The organism is Mycobacterium sp. OAE908 (assembly GCF_017872775.1).
In the GTDB taxonomy this organism is placed as follows: domain Bacteria; phylum Actinomycetota; class Actinomycetes; order Mycobacteriales; family Mycobacteriaceae; genus Mycobacterium.
This window is the reverse complement of sequence record NZ_JAGGJL010000001.1, coordinates 5,025,376-5,046,129: the sequence shown is the minus strand read 5'-3', so window position 1 is coordinate 5,046,129 and position 20,754 is coordinate 5,025,376. Positions and strand designations below refer to the sequence as shown.

19 protein-coding genes and 1 tRNA gene are annotated in these 20,754 nt (G+C 66.1%); 10 read left to right on the top strand and 10 right to left on the bottom strand.

The genetic code is table 11. The features are described 5' to 3' along the window. Positions 1-25: 25 nt before the first annotated feature. A complete protein-coding gene (locus J3E61_RS24880) occupies positions 26-1,189 on the top strand; it encodes an AlkZ family DNA glycosylase (protein WP_210085343.1) in 1,164 nt (387 codons plus the stop codon). A gap of 52 nt (positions 1,190-1,241) precedes the next feature. On the opposite strand, the gene uvrA is transcribed toward J3E61_RS24880, so the two are convergent. Next, positions 1,242-4,151: an excinuclease ABC subunit UvrA gene (gene uvrA / locus J3E61_RS24875; protein WP_210085342.1), complete on the bottom strand. Its 2,910-nt coding sequence runs from the start codon at positions 4,149-4,151 to the stop codon at positions 1,242-1,244. Positions 4,152-4,234: 83 nt separating this feature from the next. Between uvrA and J3E61_RS24870 the strand changes: the two genes are divergently transcribed. Continuing rightward, positions 4,235-4,915, top strand: coding sequence for an MBL fold metallo-hydrolase (locus tag J3E61_RS24870; RefSeq protein WP_210085341.1), 681 nt, complete (start codon positions 4,235-4,237; stop codon positions 4,913-4,915). Positions 4,916-4,921: 6 nt separating this feature from the next. Here the strand turns inward: J3E61_RS24870 and J3E61_RS24865 are convergent, their stop codons facing one another. Then, positions 4,922-6,229 carry a cytochrome P450 gene (locus J3E61_RS24865; protein ID WP_210085340.1) on the bottom strand — a complete coding sequence of 436 codons (1,308 nt, stop codon included), beginning with the start codon at positions 6,227-6,229 and terminating at the stop codon, positions 4,922-4,924. Positions 6,230-6,295: 66 nt separating this feature from the next. On the opposite strand from J3E61_RS24865, the gene J3E61_RS24860 reads away from it, so the two are divergent. Next, a complete protein-coding gene (locus tag J3E61_RS24860) occupies positions 6,296-7,180 on the top strand; it encodes a fructose bisphosphate aldolase (protein WP_192720462.1) in 885 nt (294 codons plus the stop codon). Between the two features lie 6 nt (positions 7,181-7,186). Here the strand turns inward: J3E61_RS24860 and J3E61_RS24855 are convergent, their stop codons facing one another. Next, the gene (locus J3E61_RS24855; protein ID WP_192720463.1) at positions 7,187-7,633 is read right to left on the bottom strand and encodes a universal stress protein; all 447 of its coding nucleotides are present in this window, start codon (positions 7,631-7,633) and stop codon (positions 7,187-7,189) included. Between the two features lie 122 nt (positions 7,634-7,755). Between J3E61_RS24855 and J3E61_RS24850 the strand changes: the two genes are divergently transcribed. From J3E61_RS24850 to J3E61_RS24835, 4 genes are read left to right on the top strand one after another with little or no spacing between them, the layout of a single operon-like run. After that, entirely contained in the window at positions 7,756-7,923 is a 168-nt protein-coding gene (locus J3E61_RS24850; RefSeq protein ID WP_192720464.1) for a hypothetical protein, read from the top strand. Positions 7,924-7,969: 46 nt separating this feature from the next. Next, a complete protein-coding gene (locus tag J3E61_RS24845; protein WP_210085339.1) occupies positions 7,970-9,508 on the top strand; it encodes a hypothetical protein in 1,539 nt (512 codons plus the stop codon). A gap of 17 nt (positions 9,509-9,525) precedes the next feature. Beyond that, positions 9,526-10,173: a UdgX family uracil-DNA binding protein gene (locus J3E61_RS24840; protein WP_192720466.1), complete on the top strand. Its 648-nt coding sequence runs from the start codon at positions 9,526-9,528 to the stop codon at positions 10,171-10,173. Positions 10,174-10,188: 15 nt separating this feature from the next. After that, entirely contained in the window at positions 10,189-11,049 is an 861-nt protein-coding gene (locus tag J3E61_RS24835) for an alpha/beta hydrolase (RefSeq protein WP_210085338.1), read from the top strand. Here J3E61_RS24835 and J3E61_RS24830 read toward each other — a convergent pair. From J3E61_RS24830 to J3E61_RS24810, 5 genes are all read right to left on the bottom strand, one after another. Then, positions 11,046-11,843, bottom strand: a complete 798-nt coding sequence (locus J3E61_RS24830) for a hydrolase (RefSeq protein WP_210085337.1) — start codon at positions 11,841-11,843, stop codon at positions 11,046-11,048. The two genes, J3E61_RS24835 and J3E61_RS24830, sit on opposite strands and share 4 nt — an antisense overlap. 48 nt (positions 11,844-11,891) lie before the next feature. Further along, on the bottom strand, positions 11,892-12,323 hold the full coding sequence (locus J3E61_RS24825; RefSeq protein ID WP_210085336.1) for an SRPBCC family protein: 432 nt from the start codon (positions 12,321-12,323) through the stop codon (positions 11,892-11,894). A 2-nt stretch (positions 12,324-12,325) separates the two neighbouring features. Further along, the gene (locus J3E61_RS24820) at positions 12,326-13,366 is read right to left on the bottom strand and encodes a class I SAM-dependent methyltransferase (RefSeq protein ID WP_210085335.1); all 1,041 of its coding nucleotides are present in this window, start codon (positions 13,364-13,366) and stop codon (positions 12,326-12,328) included. 59 nt (positions 13,367-13,425) lie between these two features. After that, positions 13,426-13,496: transfer RNA gene (locus J3E61_RS24815), tRNA-Cys, on the bottom strand. 61 nt (positions 13,497-13,557) lie between these two features. Next, positions 13,558-14,316, bottom strand: coding sequence for a DUF899 domain-containing protein (locus tag J3E61_RS24810; protein ID WP_210085334.1), 759 nt, complete (start codon positions 14,314-14,316; stop codon positions 13,558-13,560). Positions 14,317-14,419: 103 nt separating this feature from the next. Here J3E61_RS24810 and J3E61_RS24805 point away from each other — a divergent pair, with 103 nt between their 5' ends. Together J3E61_RS24805 and J3E61_RS24800 are read left to right on the top strand one after the other, a co-directional pair. Beyond that, the gene (locus tag J3E61_RS24805; protein WP_210085333.1) at positions 14,420-15,148 is read left to right on the top strand and encodes an MgtC/SapB family protein; all 729 of its coding nucleotides are present in this window, start codon (positions 14,420-14,422) and stop codon (positions 15,146-15,148) included. 12 nt (positions 15,149-15,160) lie between these two features. After that, positions 15,161-15,877, top strand: coding sequence for a 5'-methylthioadenosine/adenosylhomocysteine nucleosidase (locus J3E61_RS24800; protein ID WP_210085332.1), 717 nt, complete (start codon positions 15,161-15,163; stop codon positions 15,875-15,877). Here the strand turns inward: J3E61_RS24800 and J3E61_RS24795 are convergent. Next, entirely contained in the window at positions 15,823-17,265 is a 1,443-nt protein-coding gene (locus J3E61_RS24795; protein WP_210085331.1) for an MFS transporter, read from the bottom strand. The two genes, J3E61_RS24800 and J3E61_RS24795, sit on opposite strands and share 55 nt — an antisense overlap. Positions 17,266-17,363: 98 nt before the next feature. Here J3E61_RS24795 and J3E61_RS24790 point away from each other — a divergent pair, with 98 nt between their 5' ends. Then, complete coding sequence (locus tag J3E61_RS24790; RefSeq protein WP_210085330.1) at positions 17,364-18,566, top strand: hypothetical protein; 1,203 nt, start codon at positions 17,364-17,366, stop codon at positions 18,564-18,566. Between the two features lie 19 nt (positions 18,567-18,585). Here J3E61_RS24790 and uvrB read toward each other — a convergent pair whose 3' ends face one another. Then, positions 18,586-20,736: an excinuclease ABC subunit B gene (gene uvrB / locus J3E61_RS24785; protein ID WP_210085329.1), complete on the bottom strand. Its 2,151-nt coding sequence runs from the start codon at positions 20,734-20,736 to the stop codon at positions 18,586-18,588. Positions 20,737-20,754: the final 18 nt, after the last annotated feature.

Below are 20,754 nucleotides of genomic sequence, written 5' to 3'. Positions count from 1 at the left end.
TCTGCGCAGGTACGGTTCCTCGGCGATGAGGTCATTCACTGTTGAGGAGCGACGGGCCAGGCTCGCGCGGCGGCATTTCCTTGCCGATCCGACGGATTCACTCGATGGCGTGGTGGCAGACCTGATCGGGCTGCACGCCACCGACCCGGCCACGCCTTATCTATCGCTGTGGGCGCGGATGGCCGGTTTCGCCGTCGCTGACCTCGACGCCCAGTTGTACGAGCGCCGCACCCTGCTCAAACATCTGGCGATGCGCCGCACGCTGTGGACGGTGCGGGCAGAGGATCTGCCGTTGATTCAGTCGGCCGCCAGCGACCGGGTGGCAGACAACGAGCGCAGGCGGTTGGTCGCCGATGCCCAGAAAGCGGGAGTGGCCGCCGACGGCGAACGATGGCTGGACACAGCCGGTGCTGCGGTGTTGCGGCATCTCGCCGAACATGGCGCGGCGAGCGCCAAGGAACTACGCGAGGCGCTGCCCGAGCTCGCCGGCCGCTACGACTACGCGCCCGGCAAACGGTGGGGTGGCGAGACACCTTTGGCGCCAAGGGTTTTGACGGTGCTATCGGTGCGCGGCGATATCGTCAGGGGTCCCAACGACGGCGCGTGGACCATCTCGCGTCCGCGATGGACGCCGATGGGTGCTTGGCTGCCGGCTGCACCGGAGTCCGCCGAACCGGAGGTGGCCCGCGCCGAATTGGTGCGCAGGTGGCTGCGGGCATTCGGCCCGGCGACTGAGACCGACATCAAATGGTGGTTCGGCAACACGCTGACATGGACGCGCCATGCGCTGCGCGACATCGATGCGGTCCAGGTGGACCTTAGTGGCACACCGGGTTTCGCGTTGCCCGACGACTTGGACGTCGAACCGGAGGTCGAGCCGTGGTGCGCGCTGCTGCCGGGCCTCGATGTCACGACGATGGGGTGGTACGGCCGGGACTGGTATCTGGGCGAGCATCGCGACCAGGTGTTCGATACCAACGGCAACGCGGGGCCGACCGCGTGGTGGTGCGGCCGGATCGTCGGCGGATGGTGGCAAGACGCGGATGGTCGCGTAGAAGTGCAGCTGCTCGAGAACGTGGGCCGCGACGCGAAGCGAGCGTTGAAAAGGCGCGCGGACGAGCTGACGGCATGGCTGGACGGTGTGCGGGTCAGCCCGCGGTTCCCGTCGCCGCTGTCGAAACTGCGGTGAGATCGCGAAATCGCACTCGATCGCGATCTGTAGGCAGTTTCGGCGAAGGAAACTAGGCGCTGGCCTTGCTCGCCTTGCGGGCGTTGCGCTTTGCCGGCTTGGGCCGCGGCACGTCGAGAATCTCGGCCAGGAAGTGCCCGGTGTAGCTGTCGGGGTTCACGGCGACGTCCTCAGGGGTACCCGACGCGACCACTGACCCGCCGCCCGCTCCCCCCTCGGGACCCATGTCGACGATCCAGTCCGACGTCTTGATCACGTCGAGGTTGTGCTCGATGACGATGACCGTATTGCCTTTGTCCACAAGGCCGTTGATCACACCGAGCAGCTTGCGGATGTCCTCGAAGTGCAGACCCGTCGTCGGCTCGTCGAGTATGTACACCGTGCGACCCGTCGACCGCTTCTGCAGCTCGGACGCCAGCTTCACGCGCTGCGCCTCACCGCCGGACAGCGTCGGCGCCGGCTGGCCCAGTCGCACATAGCCGAGCCCGACGTCGACCAGCGTCTGCAGATACCGGTGAATCGAGCTGATCGGCGCGAAGAACTCCGCCGCCTCCTCGATCGACATGTCCAGCACCTCGGCGATGGTCTTGCCCTTGTAATGCACTTCGAGCGTTTCGCGGTTGTACCGGGCGCCGTGGCACACCTCGCACGGCACGTACACGTCCGGCAGGAAGTTCATCTCGATCTTGATGGTGCCGTCACCCGAACACGCCTCACACCGGCCGCCCTTGACGTTGAACGAGAACCGGCCAGGCTGATAGCCCCGCACCTTCGCTTCTGTGGTGGCCGCGAACAGCGTGCGGATCTTGTCGAACACCCCGGTGTAGGTAGCGGGATTCGACCGCGGTGTGCGGCCGATCGGCGACTGGTCGACCCGCACCAGCTTGTCCACCTTGTCCAGCCCGGTGACCCGGGTGTGCCGACCGGGCACCTGCCGCGCGCCGTTGAGCTTGTTGGCCAACACCGACGCCAGGATGTCGTTGACCAGCGTCGACTTGCCCGAACCCGAAACACCCGTCACCGACGTCAGCACCCCGAGCGGGAACGACACATCGATCTCCCGCAGGTTGTGCTCGCGTGCACCCACCACCGTGAGCTGACGCTTGTGGTCGGCCGGGCGCCGAATTGCCGGCACGTCGATCTGCTCCTTGCCCGAAAGATACGCTCCGGTAAGCGAATTCGGGTTGGTGAGCAACTCGTCGTACGGGCCGCTGTGCACGATGCGGCCGCCGTGCTCCCCCGCTGCGGGACCGATGTCGACCACCCAGTCGGCGTGGGCGATGGTGTCGAGGTCGTGCTCCACCACGATCAGCGTGTTGCCCAAATCCCTCAGCCGGATCAGGGTTTCGATCAGCCGGCGGTTATCGCGCTGATGCAGGCCGATGGACGGCTCGTCGAGCACATACAGCACGCCCACCAGACCCGACCCGATCTGCGTGGCCAGCCGAATACGTTGCGCCTCACCGCCGGACAGCGTGGCCGCCGCCCGCGAGAGCGAAAGGTACTCCAGGCCGACGTCGAGCAGGAAGCCGAGCCGCGACTGAATCTCCTTGAGCACCTGTCCCGCGATCGCCTGCTCGCGGGTGCCGAGCGTCAACCCGTTGAGGAACTCCGCGCACTCGGCAATGGAGAGCTCGGCGACCTCGGCGATCGACTTGTGCTTGCTGTCCGCGGCCAGGGTCACCGCGAGAATTTCCGGCTTCAGCCTGGTGCCTTCGCACTCCGGGCACGGCACGTCGCGCATGAAGCCCTCGTAGCGCTCCTTCATCTGCTCGGAGTCCGTCTGCTCCATCTTGCGTTGAAGGAAAGCCATCACGCCTTCGAAATCGGCGTAGTACGAACGGGTTCGGCCGTAACGGTTGCGGTACCGCACGTGCACCTGCTCGTCGCAGCCCTCGAGAATCGCCCTGCGCGCCTTGGCGGGCAGCTTCTTCCACGGGGTGTCGACGTCGAAGCCGAGCTGATCGCCCAGCCCCGACAACATCCGGGTGAAGTACTCGGCCGTCTGGCCCATCGACCACGGCGCGATCGCGCCCTCGGCCAGCGTCAGGTCCGGATCGGGCACCACGAGTTCGGGGTCGACCTCTTTCTTGATGCCGAGACCGGTGCACTCAGGGCAGGCGCCGTACGGGGAGTTGAACGAGAACGACCGCGGCTCCAGGTCGTCGACGGCCAGCGGGTGACCGTTCGGGCAGGCCAGCTTCTCGGAGAAGCGTTGCTCGCGGTGCGGGTGGTCGTCCTCACGGTCGACGAACTCCAGCACGACGATGCCGTCGGCGAGATTCAGCGCCGTCTCCACGGAATCGGTAAGCCGCCGCTTGGAGCTTGCCTTGACGGTCAGCCGGTCGACGACCACCTCGATGTCGTGCTTCTCCTGCTTCTTCAGCTTCGGCGGATCGGTCAGCGAATGCACCACCCCGTCGACCCGCACCCGGCTGTAGCCCTGCGAATTGAGCTTGTCGAACAGGTCGACGAACTCGCCCTTGCGGGTGCGCACCACCGGCGCAAGCACCTGGAACCGCAGGCCCTCATCCATCGCGAGTACCTGGTCGACGATCTGCTGCGGGGTCTGGCGCGCGATCCGCTCACCGCACACCGGGCAGTGCGGAGTGCCTGCCCTGGCATACAGGAGGCGCAGGTAGTCGTACACCTCGGTGATGGTGCCCACGGTCGACCGCGGGTTCCGGTTGGTCGACTTCTGGTCGATGGACACCGCAGGCGACAAGCCCTCGATGAAGTCGACGTCGGGCTTGTCCATCTGGCCGAGGAACTGCCGGGCGTAGGCCGACAACGACTCGACATAGCGGCGCTGGCCCTCGGCGAAGATCGTGTCGAACGCCAGCGACGACTTGCCCGAGCCGGACAGACCGGTGAAAACGATCAGCGCATCGCGAGGTAGTTCGAGGTCGATGCTTCGCAGGTTGTGCTCCCGCGCACCCTTGATGATCAGGCGCTCAGCCAAGTGTTTCCTCCCGCAGCACAGAGTTCATGCCCATGCTATGTCCACCCACCGACAACGTCGCGAGCGCTTGTACGGTGAGAGCCATGACCGTCGTCGACGACAACTACACCGGCCACGTCGAACCCAGGACCGCGGCGCGACGCAACCTCCCCGGGGCATCCATCGTCAAGGTGTCGGTGGGCCCGATGGACAACAACGCCTACCTGGTCACGTGTTCCCAGACAGGCGAAACGCTACTCATCGACGCCGCCAACGACGCCGAGATCCTGCTCGAGCTCATCGAGCGGCACGCCCCCAAGCTGTCGCTGATCGTCACCAGCCACCAGCACCAGGACCACTGGCTGGCCCTCGAGCAGGTCGCCAAAGCCACCGGGGCTCCGACGGCCGCGCATCAACTCGACTCCGATCCGCTGCCGGTGAAGCCCGCGCGGACGCTGGCCCACGGCGACACCGTCAAGATCGGCGAGCTGTCCTTCGATGTGATCCATTTGCAGGGCCACACTCCCGGCTCGGTGGCCCTGGCCCTCAACGGCGCCGACCCAGAAACCGGAGCGACGCACCTGTTCACCGGTGACTGCCTGTTCCCCGGCGGTGTCGGCAAGACGTGGAAGGAAGGCGACTTCGAGCAACTTCTCGGGGGCGTCACCACTCGGGTGTTCGACGTCTACGGCGATTCGACCGTCGTCTACCCGGGGCACGGCGACGACACGACGCTCGGAACGGAACGCCCGCATCTCGACGAGTGGAAACAGCGCGGTTGGTAGTTCCGCTCAGGCTCCAGGCGTCCACTCGACGGGCAGCCGTTTGATGCCGTGGATGAACGCCGAGTGCAGTATCGCGGGCTCCTCGACCGCCACCACATCGGGAATCTGCCGGTAGAGCTCGTCGAACAGCACCCGGATCTCGCGTCGGGCCAGGTTGGCGCCCAGGCAGAAGTGCGCCCCGCCTGCGCCGAAACCGATGTGCGGGTTGGGATTTCGGGTCACATCGAACAGCCAAGGATTCGCGAACTTGGACTCGTCCCGGTTGGCCGAGTTGTACCACATGGAGACCTTGTCGCCTGCCTTCATCTCGATGCCACGCATCGTGATGTCCTCAGTGAGATTGCGCCGCATGAAGATAACTGGCGACGCCCACCGTACGATCTCCTCGACCGCGGTGCCGGCCACGCCGTCGAAGTCTCGCCACCAGACGTCGCGCTGTTCGGGATAGCGGGTGAGCGCAACCATGCCGTGGCTGATCGCATTTCGCGTCGTCTCGTTGCCTGCTGCCGACAACAAGATGAAGAACGACGCGATCTCGGCTGAGGTCAGCCGCTCACCATCGACCTCGGCCTGCACGAGATTGGTCGTCAAGTCGTCGCCGGGCCGTGCCCGTCGTTCCTCGGCCAGTGCGACGCCGTACTCGGCGCTTGCCATGACCACCTTGACGACCTCGTCGAACTCACCGGACTGCTCGGCATCCCCAACCCCCAGCATCACATTCGTCCAGTGGAAGACCTTCTGCTCGTCGGATTCCGGGATGCCCATCATGTCGCAGATGATTTGAAGCGGCAGTGGGCCCGACACCTCAGCGACGAAGTCCGCGCGCCCATCGGGATGGTTGGCGATCATCTCCGCCACCAATGTGCGCGCCCGTTCGCGGACGCTGTCTTCGATGCGCGCAACCACCTTCGGCGTGAACGCGCGGTTGACGATCTTGCGCAGGCGAACGTGACGCGGGTCGTCGAGGCTGATCATCGAGCCGGAGAACTGGGCGATCTCGGCGGGCACGTCGGTGAGCGACGTGCTGGTCGGGATCGAACTGAAAATCTCGGGGTGACGGCTCGCGTGGTGCACGTCGTCATACGTCGTCAGGGCCCAGTGACCCGCGCCAGGCGGAAACCCCGCGACCTCAGGGACTTGGAAAAAGGCAATCGGTGACTCGCGTCGCAGTGTCGCAAACGCGCCATCGCGCAGGTCGTCGTCCCGCTCCCAGAACTCCAGCGTGCCAAGGTCGATCTCGGTGAGCGGGACGTCCGGCGGCGGGACGCCGTTTCTGCGAGGAGCGATCCCCGACTTGCGGATTGTTGCCGTCATCACTGACCTCTCCGTCAGCCTGAGTTTCGCACCAGTAGATTGCCTGATGGAGAGGAAAGGGCGGAAATGAACACCGAGCAGTTCGAGAAGGCAAAGAATGGCGCCGGCTTCATTGCGGCACTTGACCAGAGCGGCGGCAGCACGCCCAAGGCGCTGAAGCTGTACGGCATCGGCGAGGATGCGTACTCCGGCGACGAGCAGATGTTCGATCTGGTGCACGAGATGCGGACCCGCATCATCACCAGTCCGGCCTTCGACGGCGACCGCATCATGGGCGCGATCCTGTTCGAGATGACGATGGACCGCACCATCGACGGCCGGCCGTCGGCCGACTACCTGTGGAACGTCAAGAACGTCGTGCCGTTCCTCAAGATCGACAAGGGTCTCGCCGACGAGGACCAGGGCGCACAGGTGATGAAGCCAATGCCGGGCCTCGACGCGCTGCTGGACCGCGCCGTCGAGAACGGGATCTTCGGCACCAAGGAACGTTCCGTCATCAAGCTCCCCGGCGCCGGTCTTGACGCCGTCGTCGACCAGCAGTTCGAGGTGGCCCAGCAGGTGCTCGCGAAGGGGCTCGTGCCGATCATCGAGCCCGAGGTCGACATCCACAGCCCGCGCAAGGCGGAGGCAGAGGATCAACTGAAGGCCGCCCTGCTCGACGGCGTGAACAAGCTGGCCGACGACCAGGCGGTGATGTTGAAGCTGACACTGCCTGACACGGACAACCTGTACAGCGAACTCGTGGCGCACCCCAAGGTGGTCCGCGTGGTTGCGCTGTCCGGCGGATACAACCGGGAACAGGCGTGCGAGAAGCTCGCCCGCAACAACGGTGTGATCGCGAGCTTTTCGCGCGCGCTGACCGAAGGGCTCACGGCGCAGCAGAGCGATCAGGAATTCAACGCGACACTCGATGCCGCGATCGCCGAGATCGCGAAGGCCTCTAGTACCTGAGGCGCATCAAGGAGTGGTGTGCACGATGAGCACGTCGGTCTTGGACCGGCGTGCGACGTTGGCAGGCACCGAGCCCAGCAGTCGCCCGGCGATGGTGCTCAGCCCGACGTTGCCTACGACGAGCAGATCGGCGTTGACTTCCTCGGCCAGATCGACGAGTGCGTCGACCGGCGCGCCAACGACGGCCTTCTCTTCGACGTCGCCGGCCCCGGCAGCCTTCGCCCGGTCCCTGGCCTCACGCAGGATGGCGTAGATCGGCGCGTTGCCTGCCATCTTGTAGCCCTCGTCCTTGAGCACATCGGCGGCGCGCTGATCCTCGCTTTGAGGGAAGTACGCGGTCGCGACGACCACCTTGGCACCCGACCCTGCGGCGATCTGGCCGGCCTTGTCCACCGCCCGCAGTGACGAATCCGATCCGTCCGTGCCGACGACGATGGTCTGGTAGCCGCTCATCCATTCCCTCCCAGTGTCAGTTGCAACGCCACCCGAGACAGTAACCTGTTGCCCGTTGACCAGGGGCGCAATTGGAAACACCCGATGGTAACGGCGGTTCGGCCGTTCGCGCACCTTAAGTGATGGACGCTACGTCGTTGCTACCAGAACGTCCGTGTCGCAACGGCATTGCCGACGTGATCCAGCTCAACCTGTGTGAACCCACCACGGCCGCAAGGAAAGTCGGCGCCGATCCCGACGACGACGTCAAATATGCGGCCGTAGCGGGCTTTCCCGAGCGCGCAGCGTAGAGACGGGTTACGGTTTTGCCGTCACTTGAGGGGGCAGACCGAGCACGTGGATCTTTCAACTAGACCGCTACGCGTCGCGCGCGTCCAACCGCTTGAGCGGGTTCGGGCCGGACGGTTCGATCCCGCAATGGTGGCGGTGTTCGCCGTCGCGGTATCCGCCGCGGGTGCCGCCAGGCCGTCGCTGTGGTTCGACGAAGCGGCGACCATCTCCGCTTCGACTCGATCCGTGCCCCAGCTGTGGCGGCTGCTGCACAACATCGACGCAGTGCACGGCCTCTACTACCTGGTCATGCACGGCTGGTTCGCGATCTTCCCCGTGACCGAATTCTGGTCTCGGCTATCCAGTTGTCTGGCCGTCGGGCTCGCCGCTGCGGGCGTTGTCGTTGTGGCCAAACACTTTTCGACGCGAACCGTGGGCGTTTGCGCTGGAGTGATCTTCGCGATCCTGCCGCGCATCACATGGGCAGGCATCGAGGCGAGGTCGTACGCGCTGACGGCCGCTGCCGCGGTGTGGTTGACAGTGTTGGTGATCACCGCCGCCCGACGAAACACCGCGGCGCTGTGGCCGCTGTACACGCTGGCGTTGATGATGTCGACGCTGCTGAACGTGTTTGCGGTGCTGATGGTCTTGGTGCACGCCGCCGTGGTGGCGGTGGTGGCCAAGAACCGGGCCGCGGTGATGAGGTGGGCCGCGGCCGCGGCGGTCGCCGTGTTGACGGTCGTTCCGTTCTTGATGTTCTGCCGCACCCAGATCGCACAGGTCAGATGGATTTCGCCGCTTCAGCCCGCGACGTTCTTGGAGATCGTCCAGCAGCAGTACTTCGACCACAGCGTGGGGTTCGCGCTGCTGGCTGGTGTGGTGCTGGCGGCACCGCTGGTGCTGCGCAGGCCGTGGCCGACGGGTGACCGTCAACTGGCAGGCATCGCGGTGGCGTGGATCGTCCTGCCGACCGCCGTGCTGCTGCTGTATTCGGCGGTGCAGCAACCGATCTACTATCCCCGCTACCTCTGCTACACCTCTCCCGGGATGGCGTTGCTGCTGGCGGTTTGCCTGGCGGCGTTGTTCCGAACCCGCGAACGCGTCACCGCGGTCGTGGCCGCGTTCGCCCTCGTCGCCACTCCCAACTATCTCCTCGGGCAACGCGGCCCGTATGCCAAGGAGGGCATGGACTTCAGCCAGGTCGCCGACGTGATCACCGCGCACGCATCGGCAGGCGACTGCCTGATCCTCGACAACACGGCCGCGTGGAAGCCTGGCCCGATCAGGCCGCTGACGGCGGCTAGGCCCGCCGCCTACGCAAAACTCGTCGATCCCGGCCGCGGCTTGCGCGGGGCGCAACGCAACTGGTTGTGGGACCAGCACCTCGGCATCTGGGGCGTCGCCGACCGCGTTCAGCGCTGCACGGTGCTGTGGACGGTGTCCGAACGCGACACCACGGTGCCCGATCGCCAGAGCGGCCAGGCGTTGGATCCAGGACCGCGCCTCAAGCGCGCTAGCGCGTACCAGGTGCCGCAGCGCATGGGCTTCCACATCGTCGAACGCTGGCAGTTCAGCTTCGCGCAGGTGGTGAAGTCAACCCGATAAGGGGGTAACCGACCCGTGTGAGCGCCGCCGATTTCGTCCCCGACAGCCAAGACCTCGACACGCTGACCGAGGCCGCGCACGGGTGCAAGGGATGCGACCTGTACCTGCACGCGAATCAGACGGTGTTCGGCGCAGGCGCGGCGGACGCCGCCATGATGCTCGTCGGTGAACAACCCGGCGATCAGGAGGACAAGGCAGGTGCCCCGTTCGTCGGGCCTGCGGGCAAGCTGCTCGACAAGGCGCTGATCGAGGCTGGGGTCGACCGCGACCGGTTGTACGTCACCAACGCGGTGAAGCACTTCAAGTTCACGCTGCCCGAACGCGGTAAGCGCCGCATCCACAAGACCCCCAGCCGGACCGAGGTGGTGGCATGCAGGCCATGGCTGTTCGCGGAGATGATGTCGGTTGAGCCCGACGTGGTGGTGCTGCTCGGTGCTACAGCAGCAAAGTCGTTGATGGGCAACGACTTTCGATTGACCGCGCATCGGGGCGAGGCATTGCACCTGCCCGCCATCGACGAGCTGGCCGATCTCGACTTCGACCCGCAGGTGGCCGTCACCGTTCACCCATCGTCCGTGCTGCGTGGACCCCCGGAGGACAGGGCCAAAGCATTCGACGGGCTGGTGTCGGATCTGCGGTTCGCCGCCGGGTTGGTGACCCGTTGAGACATGATCGGCTAGATGCAGCCCGCAGTCGATCGCATCGTCCGGCTACTGGACGGACGGTCGGTTAGCTACGCGCAATACGGCCAACCCGATGGCTTTCCGATCGTCAACGCCCACGGTGGGTTGGCCTGCCGCCTCGATGTGGCTGCCGCAGACGCCGTTGCGACAGCCGCTGGTATCCGGCTGATCTCCCCCGACCGGCCAGGTGTGGGGCGGTCGGACCCGCAACCCGGTCGCACCGTCGACGACTGGGCGCAAGATGTCGCGGGACTGCTCGACCTGATCGACGTCGACCGGTTCGCGGTGATGGGCTGGTCGATGGGCGGGCAGTACGCCGCGGCCGTGGGCCATGCGCTACCGAACCGGGTGACCCGGGTAGCGATCATCGCCGGCGCGTTGCCTCTGACCGAGCCCGGCGTGTTTGACGAACTGCCTGCGATGGACCGGACGCTGACCCGCCTCTCCCAGCGCGCACCGTGGCTTGCGGCGCAGTGGTTTCGGATCATGGGATTCGCGGCGGGCGCCGCACCGACGCTGTACGGGCGACTGGCCGCGCGCGAGCTCGGCCAGGCCGACGGCGCTGTGCTCCGCGACGTGGGCTTCCCGGCCTTCGCGCGGATGACCCGCGAGGCGTTAAGGCAACCGGCAGGCGCGGTTGAGGAGTACCGGGCGTGGATGCGACCGTGGGGTTTTGCTCCAGAGGAGCTGACGGTGGCAGTCGATGTGTGGGCGGGAACGGGTGACCAACTTGTCAACGAAAGCTGGCCGCACCGGTTGGCTTCACGAATCCCCAACGCCACCTTGAATATTCGCGAGGGCGGCCATTTCATGGCGCACCAGCACTACCGCGAGATCTTCGATGCGCTGAGGCGCTAGTACAAGTCGACGCGCCGGTCGTCGAACAGGTGGACGTGCTCGGTCAGGGTCTTGTCGTGGGTGAGGGCCAGGTCGATGTCGGCGACGGCCATCGCGGTGCCGGGACCTGCTGCGGCGGCGATCCAGCCGTCCGGATCGACGATCACGGTGCCTTCCGTCCACTGTTGGCCACGCTCGACGCCAGCCCGGTCGCACGCCGCCACGGCGACTTTGTTCGTCCTTGCCGTCGACATCGCGGTGATGACCTCGCCAGGGCGTTCGCCCTCTGGCCGGGGAAACAACGGCCAGTTCACCGGCGCGGCGATCAGCTCTGCGCCGTGCACCGCGATGGGGCGAGTGAGTTCGGCGAACTCGAGGTCGTAGCAGACCATCACGGCGATCGCGCCGTGCTTCGTCTCGACCACCGAGGGCAGCGTGTCGCCCGGGGTGAAGATCAACTTCTCGCGGTCCCACAGATGCGTCTTGCGATAGGTGGCGATCACGCCGGTGGCGTCGACCATCACCGCGCTGTTGTACAACCGGGTATCGTCGCCGAGTTCGCAGAAGCCGCCGATGACGATCGAATCGCCCGCGGCTGCAGACCAATTGGCGAATGCCGCAGCAGCCGGCGTGAGCGCCGCCGCCCGCGCTTCATCGGCATCAGCGAACATGTATCCGGACGTGGCGAGCTCGGGCAGCACAATCACGTTGGCGCCTGCCGCGACCGCCTGACGGATGTTCTCCTCGATCAACTCGGCGTTGGCGGCCAATTCGCCGATCGTCGGGTCGATCTGGCAGCACGCGATCCTGACCATGGTGCAACGGTACGGGACCGGTGTCGCTCCGATCGAGCGGCCGGAACGTCAGCCGTACAGTTCTTCGAACCGCTGGATCGACCGTTCGATGTCGCCCTTGACGGCGCGCGCGGCGGCCGCTCCGATCGGCCCGAACAAGGGCCTGCCACCCAGTTCGAGGTTGAACGTGAACGCGGAGCCGGTCTCAGTCGGCGAGACCGTCATCCGCAGCGCGTACTTGGTGCCGCCGACACCGTCGCCCGTCATGTGCAGCAGCCGGGGCGGGTCAAGCTCGCGCACGGTCCAGGTCACTCGATTGCGTAGCCCCTTCGCGCCTGCGACGCCGACGAGGGTCGCACCCGTCGTCAGTTCCGCCGGTACCTCGCCGCGCCAGCCCTGGTGCATCACCAGCCAGTCGCCGAGATCGGCCAGATTCGAAGCATGGGCCCAGGCGTCCTCGGGGGACAGCGACAGCTCGCGGGACAGCTCGAGTTTGGCCACGGCTACCAGGCTGCTTTCTGATACACGAGCCAACGCATTTCGATGGGCGATTCTTCGCGCGGCAGGTCGAACACGTCGCGGCCGCTGACCCAGTCGGCATACCAACTCGTCTGCGGCCAGGCGCCCTCCGGCAGATGCGCCATCTCGTAGTCGTACACGGAATCGTCGGACACCAGATGAAGTGCCGAACCGGCGGCCGCCGACAACTCCTGGGCGGTGAAAATTGTTGTGTAACACTGCTGTCCGAGTTCGCGCGCGGCGTCATCCGGTGTGTAGCCGGGCTTCGCGAGGAACGCGTTGAACACCAGGTGGCCGCCAGGGACAAGGCACTGGCCGGCGAGTTCGAAAACCGCGCGCAGCTGCTGCGGCGTGCGGAAATCCGAAACCACCTCGGACAGCAGGATCAGCTCATAGTCGTGCCGCAGGTCGTCCTCGGTGGCGAAGATGTCCCGCTCGATCACGCGCACGGTCAGCGATTCCCGTTCGGCGTCGGTACGAATGATCTCCGCGAACTTCGGCGTCATCTCCACCACGTCGACGGGGTGGCCGCGCCGCGCCAGCGCCAGCGTGTTGCGCCCGGTTCCCCCACCGATGTCCAGAATCCGGAACGCTCTGGGGTCGAGCGCGAGGTTGGCCAACGCCAGTACTCGGGCGTCCGGTTCGGTGCCGAACAGCGGCGGCTCGCGGGTGCTGATCCAGTTCTCGTAGGCGCCCTCGACCGTCCACCATTCGGCCTTGACGTGATAGTTCAACGTCGTGCCGACCGGGGCGTCGTAGGAGATGACGATGTTGGAGCGCGGCGAGTTGGCGTATGCCTCCGCGAGTTGGCCCTCCAGCACCTCTCTGACGTGGGCGAGCTGTTCATCGCTGAACGGCCTGCCCAGGGTCGCGAACAGCGACTCGCACATCGCTACGTACTGATCGATCATCCCCGGCACCGCGGGCACGGTGATTTTTCCGGTGACAACCGATCGGCGCTGCAGTCGCCTGGCCATTGCGTCGCGCACTGCTGGATTGACCGAGCGCAGGGGTGGATTGTCCATCGGTGCAAACGTTAGGTAAGCCGCGGCACCCGCGCACGACTATTACCCAACGTGTCGCGAGCGAGTGACGGGATTCGAACCCGTGTAGACGGCTTTGCAGGCCGGTGCCTAGCCACTCAGCCACACCCGCAACAGGACAAGATCCTGCCGGCCGGCCCGGCACCGGCCCAGCCTTTGGATCGTCGTGATCGCTACTCGTCCATCGGCACGCCGACTGCGTCGGTGCCTTGTGGCCAACCGGCAGGCGAGTCTTCCCACTTCTCCTGGCGGCCATACGGCGTCAGATCGAGGAAGGGATATCCCGGCGCGGAGTGGTCGAGACCGCGCGCGAACGCCGAATACGTGTGGAACACCTCGTCTTCCCGTCGGAGGAAGACGCTGGCGCCCGGCCAGTCTCCGCGCAGCACATCATCGGTCAGTCCGTCGGCGTGCAACTCATCGACGGATTTGTAGTTGTACTCGATCGGCGCGCGCGCCGGGTCCAAGGTGACGTGGTAGTCGTAGGTGAAGTCGTTGTCACGCGACGAGTACCACGGAAACGTCCAGCCGTGTTCGGCCTGGTAGCGCGCGATGCTCGCATACGGCGCTCTCGACACCGCCGCGAACGTCACGCCCTTGGCATGCAGCAGTGCGCGGTCCCGTTCGGTGAACGTGAGATCCGCTGCCATCGTGCAACTCGGGCAGCCCCTGTCGGCGGCGTCGATCCACATGAAGTGGTGGATGTACAACTGCGGGCGGCCGTCGAACATGTCGACCAAGCGCAGTTCGCCGTCGGGGCCCTCGAACACGTAGTCCTTGTCTACCTTCACCATCGGCAGCCGGCGTCGCTCCGCATTGACGGCATCTCGCAGATGGGTGACTTCGCGTTCGCGCGCCAGCAGCTTCTTGCGGGCGGCGAGCCATTCCTCGCGACTGGTGACGTCGGGATAGCCGGCGGCAGTTGTGGGCATCGCGCATCTCCTAACCAATAGGCACTGGCAACACGGGCTCCAAATATGGACTATGCGGCGCGCCGAAAGTCATCGGTCCTGCCCCGGGGTTAATTTGTTTCCCATGCAGGTGTGGCTGGCCGATCCCCCGTTCTTCGGTGGCCCGGGACAGGGCACGCGACAGATCGTCGAGCTGTTCGTTGCGTTCGGCCTGACGTCGTTGATCGGCCTCGAGCGCGAGATCCAGGGCAAGAGCGCCGGGGTGCGCACCCAGACCATCGTCGGCACCGCCGCCGCCCTGATCCTGCTCGTCAGCAAGTACGGCTTCTCCGACGTGCTGCAGGACGGTCTGGTGGTCGTCGACCCATCCCGTGTCGCGGCCCAAATCGTCTCGGGCATCGGCTTTCTCGGTGCCGGCATCATCATCTTCCGGCGTGGCTCAGTCCACGGACTGACGACGGCTGCGGCCGTGTGGGAGTCCGCGGCCATCGGCATGGCGGCGGGCTCGGGCCTTCTGCTGTTGGCGGTCACGGTGACCGCGATGCACTTCCTGATCATCGTCGGCTTCATGCCGCTGGCGAAGCGACTGTCCGCCCGCCTGGCCGGCTCGGTCACCATGCACGTCACCTATGACGAGGGCCGCGGCGTGATGAGTCGGCTACTGCAGGCGTGCGACAAGAGGCAGTGGCAGCTCACCGATCTGTCGGCCGACGCCGCAGGCGAGCGCATCGCCGCGGGCAGCGCCGGAGTACTACTCACGCTGTCGGGCAGGGGCATTCTCACCGCGCCGACGGTGCTGGCGGCCATCGACGGGGTGACGGCGATCCGCCAGCTCGACGATGAATCCGACTAGTCATACTGCGTTGTGACCATCGGACTTATCTGTGCGATTCCGCAGGAACTCGCACACCTGCGCGCCATCCTCGCCGACGCCCGCAGCACGGAAGCCGCGCACACCGTCTTCGACAGCGGCATGATCGACGGGCATGACGTCGTGCTGGTCGGTTCGGGCATGGGCAAGGTCAATGCCGCGCTCGTCACGACGCTTCTGGCCGACCGATTCGGTTGCCGCACAATTGTTTTCACCGGCGTGGCCGGCGGCCTGGACCCGGGGCTGGCCATCGGTGACATCGTCGTCGCCGATTTCTTGATCCAGCACGACGCGGGCGTGGTGGAGAACGGACGCGTACGGACGTATCAGCCCGGCTACGTACCGGTCATCAACCCCACCGATCGACTCGGCTATCCAGTGGATGCCGAACTGCTGGACGGGGTCAGGCACCGGCTGGCGGACCTCTCGATTCCTGGCCAAATCGTCTACGGCACAGTGCTATCCGGTGATCAGTACCTCAACTGCGAGACCACCCGCGACCGACTGCGCAGTGATCTCGGCGGGCAGGCGATCGAGATGGAGGGCGGTGCGGTCGCGCAGGTGTGCGAGTCGTTCGGCATCCCGTGGCTGGTGATCCGGGCGCTGTCGGACCTCGCCGGCGGCAATGCGCTGTTCGACTTCACCGCGTTCGTCGATCAGGCCGCCGAGTCCTCGGCGACGATCCTGCGCCGGCTGCTGCCAGTGCTCTGAGGACGCCCGCTTCTCGTCGACGCGAGCACACCGACCGCGGCGAGCACCGCGAACGTCGAGAAGAGCCAGCGAGCCTGCGTCGCGCCCCCGCTTTCGGTCAGGTTCACCACCACTCCGGCGAGCCCGGCACCGAAGGCACCGCAGATCAACTGCACGGTGTTGATGGCGGCTGCGGCCGCTGGGCCTTCGGCTGGATCGTCGACTCGACTCATCGCCCATGCGGAAAGATGTGGCCACGCAATACCGACCCCGATGCCGGTGATCAGCAGTGCCACCGCCCACACCGCGACAAGCCCGAACGACGCCCGCTCGTACTGCGTGGCCGCGGCCAATGCCAGCCCGGTGGCCATCACCAGCGGCGCGACGGCCACCGTCCACCTGATCGCCCGCTCGCTGTGCAGCGACGCGCTGCTGATCTCGCCAACGGTCCAGCCGATGGCAAGCCCCGCACCGAGGAACCCCGCGGCAACCGGTGTCAGATGCGCCAATCGTTGACCGAAGAGCGGCACATACATGTCGGCCATCGTCGCCGCCATCAACAACCCGAGCGTCAGGTAAATCCACTTCAACGGCCCGGCGCCAAAGGTGCTCGGCGGCAGCACCGCCGCGGGCAGCCGCCGGTCGACGTAGAGAAACGCGGCCACCAATACGGCGCCGAGCGCCAACAGCACCGCCGTCGCGCGCCAATCGTGCGGAATGCCGGCCACGCTCACCACGAGGGCCGCGGCGCCAAGCAGGACCAGTGACCAGATGGGGATCGGGCTGCGCGGGTCACCCACTTCGGCGTCGCCGCGCGCAGGCAGGGCGACGGGCACCAGGGCCGCCATCACAGCCGTCAGAATCACCAGGACACCGAAAGCCCAACGCCAAGAACCGAATTGGGCGAAGAGCCCCCCAGCGGCCGGCCCCACCAGCGTGCCAACCCCCCACATCGCCGACACCAGTGCAGAGGCCTTGGTCCACAACGAACTGGGCAGCGCGGTGTTGATCACGGCATATCCGAGACCGGCGAGCAGACCGCCGGCCGCGCCCTGGACCACGCGGCCTGCTAGCAGAATCTCCATCGTCGGCGCCGCAGCGCAGGCAAGACTGCCGATGCCAAACACGCTGAGCCCCAACAGGTATGCCCAGCGTGGGCCCAGCCGCAACAGCAGCGAGTGCACGGTGGTCGCGGCGACCACCGATGCCACCAGGTACACGGTTGTCACCCATGCGTAGTAGCGGTGCCCGCCGATGTCGGCGACCGCGCTCGGCATCAGGCTGATGGTGAGGAATTCGTTCGTGGCGTACAGCGCGACACCGCCGGCGAGCACGGTCGAGGCCCCGAGGTTCTTGGGGCCCAGCAGCTCACGCCAGCTACCGGTGATGATCGCCGGGGTATCGGTCACGCCGCCCACCGTAAGAGCTCAACCGTCATTGAGGTCAAGTGATTTTGACGTTGGCGATTCTCACAATTAGCTGTCTCGGTGGCACTAGCGTGTTCACCGTGGTAGCAAAAGCGCCGACGCAGTACAGACGGTTGCGGTGGCTCGTCGCTGCGTCGGTGGCGGCCGTGCTCGCAGCGGGCTGCTCAGGCGAACAGTCCGCGGACGAAAGCATTGACCTGGCCAAGTTGGATGTGGGCACCTTTCCCACCACGCTGCGCGCGGTGCCCGGTCAGCCATCACCGCAGGAGGCCACTCTCCTCGAAAGCATTCGGATGGCGGACGCCGTCGCCGATTCGTCGCAATTCGATTCGATGCTGCTGTACGTGTGGCGGGCCGACCCGATTCCCGACGCAGCCAGTCTTCTTCCGCTTCTCGGCGAAGCGGGCAAAGGGGTCCTCGATCAGCACGGTTGGTTGGCCGGGTATCGCGCCGGCTTCGCGGACCGACCCCCGCCCGCAGACAATGCGCCCCCTGAGCCCTACGTCGGGCTGTCGATCACGCTGCTGCGTTTTCCCAACGACGATGCGGCACGCGCGGCAGCAGCCTCGCTCGACACCACCAACTGGAAAGACATGGCCAAGACAGTCGCGGTGCCGCTGCCCAAGCATCCGGAAGTCCTGGCACGCTACACACCGGGAAACGGCGCGGTGCTCGCAGACACTGCGATGGGGCCGTTCGTCGTGCACCTGATGATCGATGCCCCGCCCGCCGAAGTGGAATCCCACATCGGTGATCTCGACCCCGTTGTCGATGCCCAGCGAAAGCTGTTGCAGGACTTCCGTCCCACCCCGCCCGACGCGATCCCGGCGCTGCCCCGGGACCCCGATGGGTTGTTGAGCCGGATGGTCAGCACCGACCCGGCACATCCGACACCGGTGTCAGCCCGATTCGGGGTCTACGGACCCACCGGCGCGCTGCATTTCCAGCCGTCGACGTTCCGCAAGGACAAGCTCTACGAGAAGTGGGGTGTCGACCGGCTGGCGGTCTCCGGCGCCCAAAACCTCTACCGGCTACGAGACCACAAGTCCGCACTCGAGATGCTCGCCGAGTTCACCGCCGAGGCCTCCGGCCGCGAACACGAGATCGACGCCGATCCGAACGTCCCGGACGAACGCTGCTTCCAGGTCAACAACTCACCCTCGAACGCATTCGTGTGCCGGATTGTGTTCGAGAACTTCTACACCTCACTGCACGCCGACACCGCGATCAGCGCCAAGCAGAAGTCGGCCGCGCAGTACGCGCTGCTCGCAGCCGCCACGTAGCGGTCAACTTCGGCAGGCCCTACTTGAGCCCCGCGGCGTCCATTCCGCGCAGTTCCTTCTTGAGATCATGGATCTCGTCGCGGATGCGTGCGGCCAACTCGAACTGCAGATCGCGGGCCGCGGCCATCATCTGTTCGGTCAGATCCCTGATCAGGTCGGCGAGCTCGGCGCGCGGCATGTTCGAGGTGTCGCGGCCCTCGATGATGCCGGCGCTGACCGCGCGGCCCGGCTCCCCCTGTGCGCGACGACCGCGCGAGGCGTTGCGGCCGGAGCCACCGACCTCGACGTCGTCGGCCTCGCGGTAGACCTGGTCGAGAATGTCGGCGATCTTCTTGCGCAACGGCTTTGGATCGATGCCGTGGGCCTTGTTGTAGGCGACCTGCTTGGCGCGGCGGCGCTCCGTCTCGTCGATGGCCTCCCTCATCGAGTCGGTGATGTTGTCGGCGTACATGTGCACCTCGCCGGACACGTTGCGCGCCGCGCGGCCGATGGTCTGGATCAGGCTGCGGGTCGACCGCAGGAAGCCTTCCTTGTCGGCGTCGAGGATCGCCACCAGCGACACTTCGGGCAGGTCGAGGCCCTCGCGCAGCAGGTTGATGCCGACCAGTACGTCGTATTCGCCCAGTCGCAGCTGCCGCAGCAGCTCGACCCGGCGCAGCGTGTCCACCTCGGAGTGCAGGTACCGCACCCGAATGCCCATCTCCAGGAGGTAGTCGGTTAGGTCCTCGGCCATCTTCTTGGTGAGCGTCGTGACGAGCACGCGCTCATCGCGCTCCGTGCGCTTGCGGATCTCGCCGATCAGGTCGTCGATCTGGCCCTTCGTCGGCTTCACCACCACCTGCGGGTCGACCAGTCCGGTCGGGCGGATCACCTGCTCGACGAACTCGCCTTGCGTCTGACTCAACTCGTACGGCCCGGGCGTCGCGGACAGATACACCGTCTGGCCGATCCGGTCGGCGAACTCCTCCCACGTCAGCGGCCGGTTGTCGATGGCTGACGGCAGCCGGAACCCGAAGTCGACCAGGTTGCGCTTGCGCGAGATGTCGCCCTCGTACATGCCGCCGATCTGCGGCACCGTCACGTGCGATTCGTCGATGACGAGGAGGAAGTCCTCGGGGAAGTAGTCGAGCAGGGTGGCAGGCGCTGAGCCCGCGGGGCGGGCATCGATATGGCGCGAGTAGTTCTCGATGCCCGAGCAGAAGCCGACCTGACGCATCATCTCGACGTCATAGTTGGTGCGCATCCGCAGCCGCTGCGCCTCCAGCAGCTTGCCCTGCCCTTCGAGCTCGGCCAGCCGCTCTTCGAGCTCCTGCTCGATGGTCGAGATCGCGTGTGCCATGCGGTCCGGACCTGCCACGTAGTGCGTGGCCGGGAAGATCCGCAGCGAGTCGACCTTGCGAACGACGTCACCGGTCAGCGGATGCAGGTAGTACAGCTCCTCGATCTCGTCGCCGAAGAACTCGATGCGGACCGCGAGCTCCTCGTACGACGGGATGATCTCGACGGTGTCGCCGCGAACCCGGAACGAGCCGCGAGTGAACGCCATGTCGTTGCGGGTGTACTGAACGTCGACGAGCAGTCGCAGCAGCGCGTCGCGCGGGACTTCCTGGCCGATCTGCAGCTCGACCGAGCGGTCCAGATACGACTGCGGGGTGCCAAGGCCATAGATGCAGGACACCGACGCGACCACCACCACGTCGCGCCGCGACAGCAGGCTCGACGTCGCCGAGTGCCGCAGCCGCTCGACGTCGTCGTTGATGGAGCTGTCCTTCTCGATGTAGGTGTCGGTCTGCGCGATGTACGCCTCGGGCTGGTAGTAGTCGTAGTACGAGACGAAGTACTCAACGGCGTTGTGCGGCAACATCTCTCGCAGCTCGTTGGCGAGCTGGGCGGCCAGGGTCTTGTTCGGCGCCATCACCAGCGTTGGGCGCTGCAGGCGCTCGATCAGCCACGCGGTGGTCGCCGACTTACCCGTTCCGGTGGCACCCAGCAGCACGACATCGCGCTCCCCCGCTCTGATGCGGCGCTCGAGCTCGTCGATGGCGGCAGGCTGATCACCCGCGGGCGAGTGCGGGCTGACCACCTCGAAGCGGCCGCCTGCCCGCACGACCTCGTCGACGGCGCGATACTCCGAGTGCGCAAGCACGGGGTGTTCGGTAGCGAAAGCCATTTCACCAGGGTAGAACCC